Annotated in this window: 14 protein-coding genes; 7 read left to right on the top strand and 7 right to left on the bottom strand. The window is 67.7% G+C overall.

Going from position 1 to position 15,094, the window contains the following annotated elements; translation table 11 throughout:
- Nucleotides 1-7 precede the first annotated feature (7 nt).
- Genes gmhB through WS45_RS22250 form a run of 3 tightly spaced genes read left to right on the top strand, consistent with a single transcriptional unit; the run spans nucleotide 8 to nucleotide 2,325 of the window.
- On the top strand, nucleotides 8-571 hold the full coding sequence (gmhB, locus tag WS45_RS22260; RefSeq protein ID WP_059528142.1) for a D-glycero-beta-D-manno-heptose 1,7-bisphosphate 7-phosphatase: 564 nt from the start codon (nucleotides 8-10) through the stop codon (nucleotides 569-571).
- Between the two features lie 43 nt (nucleotides 572-614).
- On the top strand, nucleotides 615-1,379 hold the full coding sequence (locus WS45_RS22255) for a lysophospholipid acyltransferase family protein (RefSeq protein ID WP_059701724.1): 765 nt from the start codon (nucleotides 615-617) through the stop codon (nucleotides 1,377-1,379).
- A 46-nt stretch (nucleotides 1,380-1,425) separates the two neighbouring features.
- Nucleotides 1,426-2,325 (top strand): M48 family metallopeptidase, encoded by a 900-nt coding sequence (locus WS45_RS22250; protein ID WP_059701951.1) that lies wholly within the window; start codon nucleotides 1,426-1,428, stop codon nucleotides 2,323-2,325.
- A gap of 108 nt (nucleotides 2,326-2,433) precedes the next feature.
- Here the strand turns inward: WS45_RS22250 and gloA are convergent, their stop codons facing one another.
- Entirely contained in the window at nucleotides 2,434-2,823 is a 390-nt protein-coding gene (gene gloA / locus WS45_RS22245; protein WP_011657880.1) for a lactoylglutathione lyase, read from the bottom strand.
- A 358-nt stretch (nucleotides 2,824-3,181) separates the two neighbouring features.
- Here gloA and WS45_RS22240 point away from each other — a divergent pair, with 358 nt between their 5' ends.
- Nucleotides 3,182-4,117 (top strand): DMT family transporter, encoded by a 936-nt coding sequence (locus tag WS45_RS22240; RefSeq protein WP_059701721.1) that lies wholly within the window; start codon nucleotides 3,182-3,184, stop codon nucleotides 4,115-4,117.
- Nucleotides 4,118-4,228: 111 nt separating this feature from the next.
- On the opposite strand, the gene rsmA is transcribed toward WS45_RS22240, so the two are convergent.
- The 4 genes from rsmA to WS45_RS22220 are packed head-to-tail and all read right to left on the bottom strand — an operon-like array spanning nucleotide 4,229 to nucleotide 9,886.
- Nucleotides 4,229-5,059: a 16S rRNA (adenine(1518)-N(6)/adenine(1519)-N(6))-dimethyltransferase RsmA gene (rsmA, locus tag WS45_RS22235; RefSeq protein ID WP_059690644.1), complete on the bottom strand. Its 831-nt coding sequence runs from the start codon at nucleotides 5,057-5,059 to the stop codon at nucleotides 4,229-4,231.
- A gap of 55 nt (nucleotides 5,060-5,114) precedes the next feature.
- Nucleotides 5,115-6,104, bottom strand: a complete 990-nt coding sequence (pdxA, locus tag WS45_RS22230; protein WP_059701719.1) for a 4-hydroxythreonine-4-phosphate dehydrogenase PdxA — start codon at nucleotides 6,102-6,104, stop codon at nucleotides 5,115-5,117.
- 11 nt (nucleotides 6,105-6,115) lie between these two features.
- Nucleotides 6,116-7,474 carry a peptidylprolyl isomerase gene (locus WS45_RS22225; RefSeq protein WP_059528154.1) on the bottom strand — a complete coding sequence of 453 codons (1,359 nt, stop codon included), beginning with the start codon at nucleotides 7,472-7,474 and terminating at the stop codon, nucleotides 6,116-6,118.
- Nucleotides 7,475-7,525: 51 nt separating this feature from the next.
- Entirely contained in the window at nucleotides 7,526-9,886 is a 2,361-nt protein-coding gene (locus WS45_RS22220) for an LPS-assembly protein LptD (protein WP_059701717.1), read from the bottom strand.
- A 223-nt stretch (nucleotides 9,887-10,109) separates the two neighbouring features.
- Between WS45_RS22220 and WS45_RS22215 the strand changes: the two genes are divergently transcribed.
- Nucleotides 10,110-11,159 (top strand): aminoglycoside phosphotransferase family protein, encoded by a 1,050-nt coding sequence (locus WS45_RS22215; protein WP_059701716.1) that lies wholly within the window; start codon nucleotides 10,110-10,112, stop codon nucleotides 11,157-11,159.
- A gap of 22 nt (nucleotides 11,160-11,181) precedes the next feature.
- Nucleotides 11,182-11,904 carry an N-acetylmuramate alpha-1-phosphate uridylyltransferase MurU gene (gene murU, locus WS45_RS22210; protein ID WP_059701714.1) on the top strand — a complete coding sequence of 241 codons (723 nt, stop codon included), beginning with the start codon at nucleotides 11,182-11,184 and terminating at the stop codon, nucleotides 11,902-11,904.
- Nucleotides 11,905-12,114: 210 nt separating this feature from the next.
- Here murU and WS45_RS22205 read toward each other — a convergent pair whose 3' ends face one another.
- The gene (locus tag WS45_RS22205) at nucleotides 12,115-13,986 is read right to left on the bottom strand and encodes an ABCB family ABC transporter ATP-binding protein/permease (protein WP_059701712.1); all 1,872 of its coding nucleotides are present in this window, start codon (nucleotides 13,984-13,986) and stop codon (nucleotides 12,115-12,117) included.
- Nucleotides 13,987-14,160: 174 nt separating this feature from the next.
- On the opposite strand from WS45_RS22205, the gene WS45_RS22200 reads away from it, so the two are divergent.
- Entirely contained in the window at nucleotides 14,161-14,556 is a 396-nt protein-coding gene (locus WS45_RS22200) for an acyl-CoA thioesterase (protein WP_059528170.1), read from the top strand.
- Between the two features lie 37 nt (nucleotides 14,557-14,593).
- Here WS45_RS22200 and WS45_RS22195 read toward each other — a convergent pair whose 3' ends face one another.
- The gene (locus WS45_RS22195; protein ID WP_059528173.1) at nucleotides 14,594-15,076 is read right to left on the bottom strand and encodes a nitrate reductase associated protein; all 483 of its coding nucleotides are present in this window, start codon (nucleotides 15,074-15,076) and stop codon (nucleotides 14,594-14,596) included.
- Between the last annotated feature and the right edge of the window lie 18 nt (nucleotides 15,077-15,094).

The following is a 15,094-nucleotide window of genomic DNA, read 5'->3' as shown; positions in this document are numbered from 1 at the left end:
CCGAACGATGCCGACCAGCCCCAACCGCAAGCTCGTCGTCCTCGACCGGGACGGCGTGATCAACGTCGATTCGGACGCGTTCATCAAGACGCCCGACGAGTGGATCGCGCTGCCCGGCAGCCTCGAGGCGATCGCACGACTCAACCACGCGGGCTATCGCGTGGTCGTCGCGACCAACCAGTCCGGCATCGGCCGCGGGCTGTTCGACATGGCCGCGCTCAACGCGATGCACCTGAAGATGCATCGCGCGGCGGCCGCCGTCGGCGCGCGCATCGACGCGGTGTTCTTCTGCCCGCACGTGTCGGAAGACCACTGCGACTGCCGCAAGCCGAAGCCCGGCATGATGCAGATGATCGCGGAGCGCTTCGAGGTCGACCCCGGTCATACGCCGGCCGTCGGCGATTCGCTGCGCGACCTGCAGGCCGGCGTCGCGGTCGGCTTCAAGCCGCACCTCGTGCTGACCGGCAAGGGCAAGAAGACGCTCGCCGCGGGCAATCTGCCGGACGGCACGAAGGTCCACGACGATCTGCGCGCATTCGCGCTCGACTTCCTTTCACACGAACACGAGTGATGCGGCCGCCGCGCGCATCCTCCCAACTGTCAGACCCACGCCGATGCGCTTCGTCCGCTCCCTGCTGCTGCTGATCTACTTCATCATGTACACGGTGCCTTACGCCACCGCGTGCTTCATCGCGTTCCCGTTCATGCGTCCCGACGCGCGCTACTGGATGGCGGCCGGCTGGTGCAAGTCGACGCTGTGGGTCGTGCGCTGGCTGAACGGCATCCGCTACCGGATCGAAGGGATGGAAAACCTGCCCGACGGCCCGGCCGTGCTGCTGTCGAAGCACCAGTCCGCGTGGGAGACGCTCGCGTTTCCGGCGCTGATGCCGAAGCCGCTCTGCTACGTGTTCAAGCGCGAACTGCTGTACGTGCCGTTCTTCGGCTGGGCGCTCGGGCTGCTGCACATGGTCAACATCAACCGCAAGGAAGGCAAGAACGCGTTCGCGTCGGTGATCCGTCAGGGCAAGAAGCGCCTGTCGGAAGGCGCCTGGATGATCATGTTCCCGGAAGGCACGCGCACGCCGGTCGGCAAGCAGGGCAAGTACAAGACGGGCGGCGCGCGCTTCGCGATCGAAACCGGCACGCCGGTCGTGCCGATCGCGCACAATGCAGGTCGCGTGTGGCCACGCAATTCGTTCACGAAATTCCCGGGCGTCGTCACCGTGTCGATCGGCAAGCCGATTCCCGTCGACGGCAAGACGCCCGACGTATTGAACTCGCAGGTCGAAGCATGGATCGAAGCGGAAATGCGCCGCATCGATCCCGATGCCTATCGCCAGCCGGGCAATGCCGGCGCGCGCGATGCCGCGCGCGTCTGAATCACCCGGATTGCAGCCGTTGCGAACGACGAAACGAAGCGAACTGATGAAAAAGCGTCCGCGGCCACGGCCTGCCGTCGTGGCCCTCGATCATCGCCAGATGGATCTGCCGCTCTTCGACGGGCCGACGGCATCGCCGGCACCCGCCGCACCGCCCTCGCCGCCTGAAGCGGCCACGGCCCCCGCGGTGCCCACGGCACCGCTCCATCCGGGCCCCGCGCCCGATCGCTCCCGCGTCCGCACGTTCGCACTCGACAGCCGTGTGCTCGAATATCGGCTGAAGCGCTCCGCGCGCCGCACGATCGGCTTCACGATCGACGGCAGCGGGCTGTCGATCACCGCGCCGCGCTGGGTCACGCTCGCCGACATCGAAGCGGCCATCGCCGAGAAACAGCGCTGGATCTTCGCGAAGCTCGCGGAGTGGAAAACCCGCACCGAGCAGCGCGCGCTACCGCAGATCGACTGGCGCGACGGCGCGCAACTCCCGTATCTCGGCAAGACGATCACGATCGCGCTCGGCGCCGGTGCGCTCGCCTTCGACACCGATGCGCAGCGGCTGTCGCTGCCGCTGCCCGCGCAAGCCGACATGCAGCAGATCAAGGATCGCGTGCAGGGCTGGCTGCAGGGCGAAGCGAAGCGGATTTTCGGCGAACGCCTCGTCGTCTATGCGGAAATGCTCGGCGTCACGTATTCGATGTACGCGCTGTCGTCGGCCGCGACGCGCTGGGGCAGCTGCTCGAGCGACGGCAAGATCCGGCTGAACTGGCGGCTGATCCACTTCCCGATGTCGATCATCGACTACGTCGTCGCGCACGAGCTGTCGCACCTGCGCGAAATGAACCACAGCCCGGCCTTCTGGCAGACCGTCGAATCGATCTTCCCGGAATTCCGCGAAGCGCGGCACACGCTCAAGCATCACCCGCCCGAGTTGCTGCCGTCGCTGTAACGCGATCCGTCGCACCGAAAATGCAAACGGGCGATGCGGATTCCTCCGCATCGCCCGTTTTCCTTGCCCGCCACGCCCATCGGGCGTCGCGCGCCGCTCATCCCGCGCTCAGTGCGCCTTCTTCTGGATGAACTCGATCTTGTAGCCGTCCGGATCCTCGACGAAAGCGATCACGGTCGTGCCGTGCTTCATCGGACCCGCTTCGCGGGTCACCTTGCCACCCTGCGCCTTGATCTTGTCGCAGGCCGCGTACGCGTCGTCGACTTCCACCGCGAGATGGCCGAAGCCGTTGCCGAGATCATAGGACGGCGTATCCCAGTTATGGGTCAGCTCGATCACGGTGCCCGTGCTTTCCGCTTCATAGCCGACGAACGCGAGCGTGAACTTGCCTTCCGGATAATCCTCGCGACGCAGCAGCTTCATGCCGAGCAATTCGGTGTAGAACTTGATCGAGCGGTCGAGATCGCCGACTCGCAGCATCGTATGCAGCAAACGCATGTGTTGTACTCCTGTGGGGACTTTCCAGAAGCGGGAATTCTACCGGAGTCGGGTGAATCCCGCCGTCGGCGCCCCGTCCGCCGGCGGCCGATACCGGCTTCCGGACGGCGAGCCCGATGCCCGTGCGGCGGCAGTCATCACCGCACCCGACGGCACCCTGCAAGTCCACCGATCGGGTAACATCCTCCCACCTCGCACCAAAAGCGGGCATGCCGTCCGCCGCTTGAACGCGACCACCACCTCAATCAGCCACACAGCCTGCCGTGCGAAACCGCCGAATCGAGCGCGCCGGACACGACCTCCGTCCGCCGCTGCCCTTGTCCGTGCCCCCTTCCCGCCGCATCGGTGAGGTCCGCCGATGACCGCGCTCGCCGGCACGCCCGCGCGCCGCGCGCTCGACACGCGCGCCATCGGTGTGATGCTGCTGCTGTGCGCGATCTGGGGCTTCCAGCAGGTCGCGATCAAGAGCACGAACGCGGCGATCCCGCCGATGTTCCAGGCCGGGCTGCGCTCGGTGATCGCCGCGCTCCTGCTGTGGGGCTGGGCCCGCTCGCGCGGCACGCCGCTGTTCCGCGCGGACGGCACACTCGGCGCGGGCATCGCGGCGGGTGCGCTGTTCGCCGGCGAGTTCGTCTGCGTGTTCTTCGGGCTGACGCTGACGAGCGCGTCGCACATGGCGATCTTCCTGTACACGGCCCCGTGCTTCACGGCGCTCGGCCTGCACCTGTTCGCGCCGGGCGAGCGGCTGCAGCGCGTCCAGTGGGCCGGCGTCGGCCTCGCGTTCGCCGGCATCGCGCTCGCGTTCGCGGACGGCTTCCTCAAGCCGCGCGCGCCCGGCGCATCGGTATTGGCCGGGCTCGCCGGCGACGCGCTCGGCATCCTCGGCGGCGCGATGTGGGCCGCGACGACGGTCGTCGTGCGTTCGACGTCGCTCGCGCGGGCCAGCGCGAGCAAGACGCTGTTCTACCAGCTCGCGGTGTCGGCCGTCGTGCTGATCGCGCTCGCCGCGCTACTCGGCCAGACGTCGTTCGCGCAGGTCACGCCGATCGCGATCGCGAGCCTCGCATACCAGTCGGTGATCGTCGCGTTCGTCAGCTATCTGTCATGGTTCTGGCTGCTGACGCGCTACAGCGCGTCGCGGCTGTCGGTGTTCACGTTCCTGTCGCCATTGTTCGGCGTCGCGTTCGGCGTGCTGCTGCTCGGCGAATCGGTCGGCTGGCGCTTCATGTCCGCGGCCGCGCTGGTGCTGACCGGGATCGCGCTCGTCAACGCGCCGCCGCGCGGGCGCGCGTAACGCCGTCCGGCATCGACGAGAACGGCGCGGAAAAACAAAAAGGCTGCCGGTCAGGGCAGCCTCATGAATCTCGAGCCGGCGGGCACCACGCGCGTTGCCCGCGTGGTCCTGCTACTCCGCGGCCTTGCGCACCTTCGCAAGCGCCTGCGCGACGCCGACATATTCGGCCACGCTCACATCCTCCGCGCGTCGCGCGAGGTCGAAGCCGAGCCCGTCGAAATCGATCGTCTCGCGGTAGTCGCCGAGCGTGTTGCGCAGCATCTTCCGACGCTGCGAGAACGCTGCCGTGACCACTTCGCCGAGCAGCACGGGATCGACGTCCGGCAGTTCGTGCGGCTCGTACGGAATCATCCGGACGATCGCCGAATCGACCTTCGGCGGCGGCTGGAACGACTCCGGCGGCACGTCGAGCATCTTGTCCATCACGTAGCGGTACTGCAGCATCACCGACAGCCGCGAGAACGCCTTCGTGCCTGGCTCCGCGACCATCCGTTCGACGACCTCGTTCTGCAGCATGAAATGCTGGTCGATGACCACGCCGGCGAACGTCATCAAGTGAAACAGCAGCGGACTGGAAATGTTGTACGGCAGGTTGCCGACGATCCGCAGCGACGGCTTGTCGCCGGGCGCCGCGAGCGAGCCGAAGTCGAACGCGAGCGCATCGCCCGCGTGCAGTTCCAGCAGTGCGCCGAAGCGCTGCTTCAGGCGCCCGATCAGGTCGCGGTCGAGCTCGACCGCATGCAGCGGCGACTCGGGCGTCGCGAGGCGCGCGATCAGCGGCTCGGTCAGCGCGCCGAGGCCGGGGCCGATCTCGACCATTCGCTGGCCGCGCGCGGGGCCGATCGTCGCGACGATCGAGTCGATCACGCCGTGATCGACGAGGAAGTTCTGCCCGAAGCGCTTGCGCGCGAAGTGGCCTTGGTGCTGTCTGCTGTTCGACATCGACTGAGAAAAACGAAAAATACGACGAATGAAGTCAGGCCTGGGGCCGTGGGCGTCAGGCCGCGCGGCGATGGCGCGCCATCGTGACGGCCGTGTCGAGCGCGGCGACCATGCTGCCCGGATCCGCACGGCCCGTGCCGGCCAGATCCAGCGCGGTGCCGTGATCGACCGAGGTGCGGATGATCGGCAGCCCGAGCGTGACGTTGATGCCCTCGCCGAAGGTCGCATACTTCAGCACGGGCAAGCCCTGATCGTGGAACATCGCGAGCACGCAATCGGCATCCTCGAGATAGCGCGGCTGGAACAACGTATCGGCCGGATACGGGCCGCGCGCGTCGATGCCCTGCGCTTGCGCGCGCGCGAGCGCCGGCGAGATCACGTCGATCTCCTCGCGCCCGAGATAGCCGTTCTCGCCCGCATGAGGGTTCAGCCCCGTCACGAGGATGCGCGGCGCGGCGAGGCCGAAGTCCCGCCGCAGGTCGCGATCGACGATCGCCAGCGTCTCGACGAGACCGTCGATCGTCAGCGCGGCCGACACGTCCTTCAGCGGCAAGTGCGTGGTCGCGAGCGCGACGCGCAGCGGCCGCTCGCCGGTGCCCGCCAGCATCATCACGACGCGCGGCGTGTGCGTGCGTTCCGCAAGGTATTCGGTATGGCCGGTAAACGGTACGCCGGCATCGTTGATCGTGCTCTTCTGCAGCGGTGCGGTGACGATCGCGTCGAACCGGCCCGCCATCGCACCGTCGATCGCGGCATCGAGCAGCGCGAGCACGTAGCGGCCATTGGCCGCATCGAGCTTGCCGGCCCGTGCGGGCACGGCGAGCGGATGGTGCTCGACCGACACCGGCCCGCCGCCGGCGAGCACTGCACGATCGGCACCGACGGCCGCCGCGCGCGCGTCGAGCAGCGCGGCGTCGCCGAGCACGGTGAAATGCGCGCCCGGCCAGCGCTGCGCGGCATCCTGCAACGCCTGCACGGTCAGCTCCGGGCCGACACCCGCGGGTTCGCCGGTCGTGATCGCGATCTGCAGCGCGGATGCCGTCATGCGAAGCTCGCTCAGTTCGCCGGGCCGACGCCGCCGATCTTGTACTGCACGTACGACGAATCGCGCAGCTCGCGCAGCCAGTCGGCGTACGCCTGCTCGGCCTTGCGCTGGCCGATCGCCTGGCGCGCGATATCCATCTGCTGCTGCACCGAGCCTTCCGCTTCGCGGCGCTCCATCACCTGGATCAGGTGGTAGCCGTACTCGGTACGAATCGGCTGGCTGATCTGGCCGTCCTGCAGATTGTTCATCGCGCGCTCGAATTCCGGCACGGTCTCGCCCGGGCTGATCCAGCCGAGATCGCCGCCCTGCGACGCCGAACCGTCCTGCGAGTAGGTGCGCGCGAACTTCGCGAAATCGCCGCCCGCCTCGACCTGGCGGCGGATGTCCTGCAACTGCTGGCGCGCCTGGCCTTCCGACTTGCCTTCGCCGACGCGCAACAGGATGTGGCGCACGTGCGTCTGGACGATCTTCGGTGCCGCGGCGGTCGCGCCCTGGCTCTGGCGGCGGTCGACGAGACGCACGATCTCGAAGCCGTCCGGCACGCGGATCAGCGTCGGGTTGACCTGGCCCGGGCGCAGCTTCGATGCGGCGTCGACGACGTCGGCCGGCAGCGCGCCCGGCGCCTTGAAGCCGAGATCGCCGCCCTTCTTCGCGTCGTTCGCTTCCGAATTGTTCTTCGCGAGCTTCTCGAAATCGGCGCCCGACGTGGCCTGCTGCAGCAGCGCTTCAGCCTTCTTCTGCGCGGCTTCGATGTCGGCCTGCGGCGCGTTGGTCGGTGCCTTGATGAAGATGTGCTGGAAGCGCAGGTCCTGCTGTTGCGATGCGTTCGGCCCGCGCTGGCTCGCGATGTAGTTCGCGACCTCGGCATCCGACACGGTGATCTTGCCGTCGACCTCGCGCTCGCGCAGCTTCGACAGCATCAACTCGGTGCGGGCGTCGCTCGTGAACACGCTCCAGGGCACGCCTTGCGCCACGATCCGCGCGCGGTACTGCTCGAGCGTCATCCCGTTCGCCTGCGCGAGGCGCTGCAGCGTGGACTGCACGGTCGCGTCGTCGATGCGGATCCCGTCGTCCTTGGCCTTCTGCACCTGGATGCGTTCGAGCACCATCTGGTTCAGCACCTGCGCGCGCAGCTGGTCGGCCGGCGGCACGGGTGCGTTCTGCTGCTGCAGCCGGCGCGAGATCAGGCCGACGCGCTGGTCGAGTTCGCGGCCCGTGATCACGTCGTTGTTGACGACCGCGACGACTTCGTCGGCGAGCTGCGCGCCTTGCGAACCAAGCGCCTGCGCCGCGGCCGGCGCGGCGGCGAGCAGCGCGGCGGACGCGGCGAGGCTGGACACGACTGCCGCGAAACGAAGGGTTTTCTTCATTGCCACTGATACTCCATTGAAATCGTGCTGACCGGTGCAGACAAGCCGGCGTTACTCGTAATTGCTGAAGCGGGACATCGGCGGCGGCGCGGACGGCAGCGGCGTGTAGCCCGGCACCCCGGCGCGGAATGCGGCCACGAGACCGTTGTCGACGCTCGACAGCCCCTTCAACGTCAGCTGCATCATGACTCGCGTCGACGAATTCTGCTGCCCCGACGTGTTCACACCGTTCGCGTACCGCTGGACACCGACTCCGAGCGCCCAGCAATCCGCGTCGTATTGTAAGCCGAGCAGACCGTCGACGACCCGGTCGGCGGCCAGGTCGTAGTTGAAGCGGCCGATCGCATACAGGCGTCGCGTGAGCGGCCATTGCGCGGACACCAGGAACTGGTTGATCGGCTGGTTGTCGAGCGTCGTGTTCGCACGCGTATAGCGGTAACCGACGTTGATCACGCGGCGCTCGCCCGGGCTGAAACCGAAACCGACGCTCGACTTCACGAGCTGGTTGTTGTTCTGGTTGTACTGGAACGCCGTCTCCGACATGAAGCCGGAGCCGAGTTTCAGCGCGGCGCCGACGATCAGGTCCGAGTGGCGCGCCAGCACGGCGCTCTGCCCGGAATTCAGCGTGACGCGCTGGTCAGCGAAATAGTACTGCTGCGCGACCACGAAGCGCGCGCGTTCGTCGCCCGTGCGCGGATCGATGAAGCGCGACGTCAGGCCGGCCGTGATCCGGTTCGCGTCCGCGATCCGGTCGTTGCCGACGAACGTGTTCGGCTGGTAGATCTCCGCGAGGCCGAAGTCCGATTCCGCGGTGTCGAACAGCGGCGCGTTCGACTGGTCGCGATACGGCGTGTACACGTAGTACAGGCGCGGCTCGAGCGTCTGGATGAAGTCCTGGCCGAACAGGCGCACCGAGCGGTCGAAGATCAGGCCCGAGTCGAAGCTCACGGTCGGAATCGACTCGGTGAAGCGCTTCGGGCTGTTCGGCGTGCGCGACGACAGATAGTTCAGGTCGTACGACGCGAAGTGATACTGGACCTTCGGCACGACGAAGTAGCCGGGGCCGTACACGCCGTATGCGATGTACGGGTTGAAGACGATGCGGTCGCCTTCGGTCGCATCGGCGGTCGTGATGCGGAACCGGGAATAGTCGGCTTCCGCGCCGAAGTCGAAGCCGCCGACGTTGTACTTCGTGTACTTCACGTTCAACTGCGGTTCGCGGCTGTACGGCGCGATCGACGGCGGCAGCGTCTGCCAGTGCTGATAGCGCGCGAGCACCGACCACGGGCCGTTGTTGTACGTGAGGCCGGCTTCCTGCTGGTACAGCGTCTGCGTCCCGTTGACGAACTGGTTCATCGACCCAAGGTCTTCGGGATACGTATCGTCCGAGACCTTGTTGTAGTAGACGTAGCCGCCGAAACCGCCGCCGAAGTTCTGCTGGTGCTGCCAGTAGATCGCGTAGCGGTTGCGGTGCGCGAGCCGGTCGTCGGGCAGGTAATTGGCCGTAAACGTGCCCGAATACGACGGCGACAGATAGCGGAACGTCGCTTCGGTCTGCACGCCGCGCCGCGAGATGATGCGCGGCGTGATCGTCAGGTCGCGGTTCGGCGCGATGTTGAAGTAGTACGGCAGCGTCAGCTCGAACCCGTTGTTCGAGTTCATCGAGAACGTCGGCGGCAAGAGGCCGCTGCGCCGCTCGCCCGACAGCGGGAACGTCATCCACGGGCTCGCGAAGATCGGCACGCCCTGGAAGAACAGCACGCCGTTGCGCGCGGTGCCTTCGTCGGCGCCCGTGTCGAAGTCGAAACGGCTGCCCTTGATGTACCACGCGGGGTTCGTCGAGCACTGGCACGCGGTGTAGGTGCCGTTGACGAACACCGAGCGCTCGCTGTCGAGCAGGTCGACGCGCTCCGCGCTGCCGGACCCGCCCGTCACGTTGAAGTGGTACTTCGGCGCCGTCATGAAGCCCTGGTTCGCCTCGACCTTCAGATGCGCCTCGGGGCCCGCGAACGACGTGCCGCCGTTGATTACCTTGACCTGGCCGTACGCATCGGCCATGTCGGTATCCTGATCGTAGTGGATCGCGTCGGCCTTCACGACCGCGTCGCCGCGGCGCAGCTCGGCCGAGCCCTTCGCGGCGAGGTCCTGATCGGCCGTGCCGCTCGTATGGTCGGCAATCACGAAGGTGGCCGGCTTCGCGCCGTCCTTCAGCGGATGATCCTCGAGCTGCGGGGCGAGACGCAGGTCCCACGGCGAGTCGAGCGGCTGCGGCTGCGCGGCCGCGCCCGACAGCTGCGCGTACGACACGGCCGGCACGAGGCCGGGCACGGCCAGTAGCGCGAGCGCGAGCCGCCGTTTGCGCGGCGCCCCGTCACCGGGGAAGACATTCGGGAATAGCGGTTTGGGCGGCATCTATCGTTTGGCGAATCGCCCCTTGTCAACCGCACCTGCACGGCACATTCGCGCGCGGCGGGCCGCGCCGTCGCACCGCGACTGCGGCTGAGCGCAAACCGGGGAGGCGATCGGGCGGACGGCGCGACAGGCGGCGAGCCTGCACGGCGGAAGCTGACGCGGGGCGCGTCAAAAAAGTCGTGGGGTATTATATGGCAAGACGTTCCCCCCTCCGCCGAGTTTCATGACACCCCCATCCGCCGCATCCCAGCCCGACGCCCGCCTCGACGCACTGACCGCGTGGCTGCGCCCGCTCGCCGAGCGCTTCGCCCTCGACCTGTCGACCCTCGCACCCGCGTCGTCGGACGCCAGTTTCCGCCGCTATTTCCGGGTCGCGTCGGCCACGCGCCCCGGCGGCTCGCTGGTCGCGGTCGACGCGCCGCCGCCCGAGAAATGTCGCGAATTCGTTCAGGTCGCGCAGTTGCTCGCCGCGGCCGGCGACCACGTGCCGGAGGTGCTGGCCCACGATTTCGACGCGGGCTTCATGCTCGTGACCGACCTCGGCCGCACGTCGTACATCTCGGTGCTCGATCCGGCCGACCCGGTCGCGGCGCGCCCGTTGATGCGCGACGCGCTCGACGCGCTGATCCGCTTCCAGCTGAGCTCGAAGCCCGACGTGCTGCCGCCGTTCGACGAGGCATTCCTGCGCCGCGAGATGGAGCTGCTGCCCGAATGGTTCGTCGGCCGGCACCTCGGCAAGCCCGTCACCGACGCGATGCGCGGCACGCTCGACCGCACCTTCGCACTGCTGGTCGCGAGCGCCCATGCGCAGCCGCAGGGCTTCATGCTGCGCGATTTCATGCCGCGCAACCTGATGGTCTGCGAACCGAACCCCGGTGTGCTCGACTTCCAGGACGCCGTGTACGGGCCGCTGACGTACGACGTCGTGTCGCTGTTGCGCGACGCGTTCATCAGCTGGGACGAGGAGTTCGAGCTCGACTGCTTCGCGTATTACTGGGAAAAGGCGAAGAAGGCCGGCCTGCCGGTCGATCCGGACTTCGGCGAGTTCTACCGCCAGCTCGAATGGATGGGGCTGCAGCGCCACATCAAGATCCTCGGCCTGTTTGCGCGGATCAACTACCGCGACGGCAAGCCGCATTACCTGAACGATCTGCCGCGCTTCCTCGCGTACGCGCGCAAGGTCGCGCTGCGCTACCGCCCGCTCGTGCCGTTCGCGAAGCTGCTCGACGAGCTCGAGGGCAAGGGCGCGGCCGACGTCGGCTATACGTTCTGACCGCCCTCACATTCAGCCGAACATGAGCACTACCCTGACCACGGCGATGATTTTCGCCGCCGGGCGCGGCGAGCGGATGCGCCCGCTGACCGACACCCGCCCGAAGCCGCTGCTCGAAGTCGGCGGCAAGCCGCTGATCGTCTGGCAGATCGAGGCGCTCGCGCGCGCGGGCATCGAAACGATCGTGATCAACCACGCGTGGCTCGGCGAACAGCTCGAGGCAACGCTCGGCGACGGCTCGCGCTGGGGTGTGCGACTCGCGTATTCGGCCGAAGGCGACGCGCTGGAAACCGCCGGTGGCATCGCGCAAGCGCTGCCGCTGCTCGAGCGCGACGGCCGGCCGACGGTGTTCGCGGCGGTCGCGGGCGACGTGTACTGCGCATTCGACTACCGGACGCTTGCCGCCCGCGCCGCGCGGATGGCCGCACTCGACGCGCCCGCGATGCATCTCGTGATGGTGCCGAACCCGCCGTTCCACCCGGACGGCGATTTCGTGCTCCGCGACGACGGCCGGCTGGCGCTCGCCGGCGCCCCGCGCGTCACGTTCGGCAGCATCGGCGTGTACGACACGCGGATGTTCCGCGACATCGTGCCCGGCACGCACCGGCCGCTGACGCCGTATTTCAAGGCGACCATCGAGGCCGGCCGCGCGAGCGGCGAATTGTATGAAGGTATCTGGGAGAACGTCGGCACGCCCGCGCAACTGGGCGAACTGGATGCGCGGCTGCGTGCCGCCGCAGGCTGATCGTTTCTCGGCCTGGCCGTCGAGCCACAGGGCGCGGTGGCCAAGGGCCCGCAAGGCCGATGACGGCCCGGCCGATCGCCGCCAGGCCGCTCGTGAATCAAATGCCGAGCACGCCGCGCCGGAGCGCCCGGCCGTGACGGCGCAACGCCGCCCGATGCCGAACGGTCGCTGAACCGACCGTTCCCGCGCCGCCCGGCGCGGCATCCACGCTCACGCGGCCTCGGCCGCTTCCCCGCCCGCCGCCGCGCGCTGCTGCTGCAGCGCCCACATCTGCGCATACAGCCCGTCCGCGCGCACGAGTTCGTCGTGCGTGCCGCGCTCGACGATCCGCCCATGGTCCATCACGAGAATCTGCTGCGCATGCACGACCGTCGACAGCCGGTGCGCGATCACGAGCGTCGTGCGGTGCCGCGCGATCTGGTCGAGTTCGTGCTGGATCGCGCGCTCCGAGCGCGAATCGAGCGCCGACGTCGCCTCGTCGAACAGCAGCACCGGCGGATCCTTCAACAGCGTGCGCGCAATCGCGACGCGCTGCTTCTCGCCGCCCGACAGCTTCAGCCCGCGCTCGCCGACCGGCGTGTCATAGCCCTTCGGCAAGCTCTCGATGAAGTCGTGGATGTGCGCGGCGCGCGCGGCCGCGATCACTTCGTCGCGGCTCGCGGTCGGCCGGCCGTACGCGATGTTGTAGTAGATCGAGTCGTTGAACAGCACGGTGTCCTGCGGCACGATCCCGATCGATGCACGCAGCGAGTCCTGCGTGACGTCGCGAATGTCCTGACCGTCGATCCGGATCGCACCGCCCGCCTGCCGGTCGAGATCGTAGAAGCGGAACAGCAGCCGCGACAGCGTCGACTTGCCTGACCCGCTGTGCCCGACCACCGCGGTCGTCGTGCCCGCGTCGATCGTAAACGTCACGTCGTGCAGGATTTGCCGCGACGCTTCGTACGCGAAGTTCACGTGCTCGAAGCGGACCTGCGCGCCGGCCACCGCGAGCGGTCGCGCGTCGGGCGCGTCCGCGACTTCCTTCGCGGCCGACAGCAGTCCGAACATGCGGTCCATGTCGGTGAGGCTCTGCTTCAGTTCGCGATACACGACGCCGAGAAAATTCAGCGGGATGTACAGCTGCAGCATGAACGTGTTGATCAGCACGAGATCGCCGAGCGTCAGCTTGCCGGCCAGCACGCCCTGCGTCGCGCGCCACAGGATGAACACGAGCCCGGTGCCGATGATCGCCTGCTGGCCGAAGTTCAGCACCGACAGCGAATTCTGCGAGCGGATCGCGGCCTTGCGGTAGCGCTTCAGGTTTTCGTCGTAGCGCTGCGCCTCCCACTCCTCGTTGCCGAAGTACTTCACCGTCTCGTAGTTGATCAGCGAATCGATCGCCCGCGAGTTCGCGCGCGAATCGAGTTCGTTCATCGTGCGGCGAAAGTGCGTGCGCCAGTTGGTGACCTTCACGGTGAACACGATGTACGTGACCAGCGCCGCGAACGTCACGTATGCGTAGTACGCCTCGTACTTGACCACGAAGAAGCCGAGCACGAGCCCGACCTCGACGAGCGTCGGCAGGATGCTGTACAGCGAATAGGAAATCAGTTGCTGGATGCCGCGCGTGCCGCGTTCGATGTCGCGCGACATGCCGCCCGTCTGGCGCTCGAGATGAAAGCGCAGCGACAGCCCGTGCAGATGCCGGAACACCTGCAGCGCGAGCTGGCGCACCGCGCTCTCGGTGACCTTCGAGAACAGGATCTCGCGCAGCTCGGTGAAGAGCGACGTCGACAGCCGCACGAGCGCATAGGCGATGACCAGCAGGCCGACGCCGCCCGCCAGCACGATGCCGGCCGACTGCTCCGCGCGGCCGAGCGCGGTGAGTTGCTGCACCGCCGACAGATGATCGACGATGCGCTTCATCACGACCGGCACGCCGAGGTTCGCGACCTTCGCGCCGATCAGGCAGCCGAGCGCGAGCGCGACGCGCCATTTGTAGGTGGCCAGGTACGGCAGCAGCGACCGGATGGTCTGCCAGTCGTTGCGAGGCCCGGTCTGAGCCGGCGCGGCCTCGCCGGAAGCGGAATATCGGCGCATGGGGGAAGGATCGGCGGCGGTGCGGCACGCGTTGCGGTGGCGGCCGGCTCGTCCGCTTTCTCGTACAATTTGCGAACGTTGTATTGTCGCAGAAGCCGCTACGCGCCGCTGCCGGCGGCCTCGCTGGCTGGCCTGCGCGCGGCGGCGCATTTATTACAGGATGAAAGCCCCGCCATGACCGATTCGACCCTCGAACTTCCGCAAAAGCAGCCCGCGCTGCGCGTCGTCCCGCAACCGCACGACGCGAACGTCCACGGCGACGTGTTCGGCGGCTGGATCATGTCGCAGGTCGACATCGCCGGCTCGATCCCCGCGAGCCAGCGCGCGAATGGCCGCGTCGCGACGGTCGCGGTCAATTCGTTCGTGTTCAAGCAGCCGGTGTTCGTCGGCGATTTGCTGAGCTTCTACGCCACCATCATGCGCACCGGCAACACGTCGGTGACGGTCGACGTCGAGGTGTACGCGCAGCGCATGCGCCTGATGGGCGAAATCGTGAAGGTCACCGAAGCAACGCTCACCTACGTCGCGACCGGCCCCGACCGCAAGCCGCGGCCACTGCCGCCGCTCTGATCGGCGCGCGCCGCGCTGCGGCGCCGCACGCGGCCCGTCAGTGCGTGGCCGTCAGCCCGAACTCCCGCATCGCGGGCAGGAAGTCGTGATTGAGCTTCGGCTTGCGCGACAGCTTCATCAGCACGTAGCGCTGGAACGGCGCGAGCCGCTGCCACTGCGCGAGCGCGGGCGCCGGCAGCCCGGCCAGCGCGCTCTGCTGCACGAGCGCGTCCGGCACCGAATCGGTCGCTCGCCAGCTCGGCTGCTCGTCGGGCTGGAACCACGACGGTTCGAGGTCGGCGTGCGTGCGCAGCATTTCGAACAGCGCGTGATCGAAATTGGGCTCGATCGCGGTGTCGTCGTCGGCCGGGAAGCGTGCGAGCAGCTTGCGGTCCTCGAGCGGCAGCAGCTGCCACTGCTCCAGTGAAATCCGCAGACCGAAACGGTCGAGATTGAAACGCACGATCATCGGGATGTACGTCAGGTTTTCCGACGAATCGTGTTCGAAATTGAATAGCAGCGGAGCGTCGCTGAGTCCCATGGTCGTTACCTGAGTGGC

The sequence above is a fragment of the Burkholderia sp. RF2-non_BP3 genome (assembly GCF_001522185.1).
Classification (GTDB): domain Bacteria; phylum Pseudomonadota; class Gammaproteobacteria; order Burkholderiales; family Burkholderiaceae; genus Burkholderia; species Burkholderia diffusa.
Note: the sequence above shows the minus strand (reverse complement) of the source record. Positions and strands in the feature narration are given on the sequence as shown.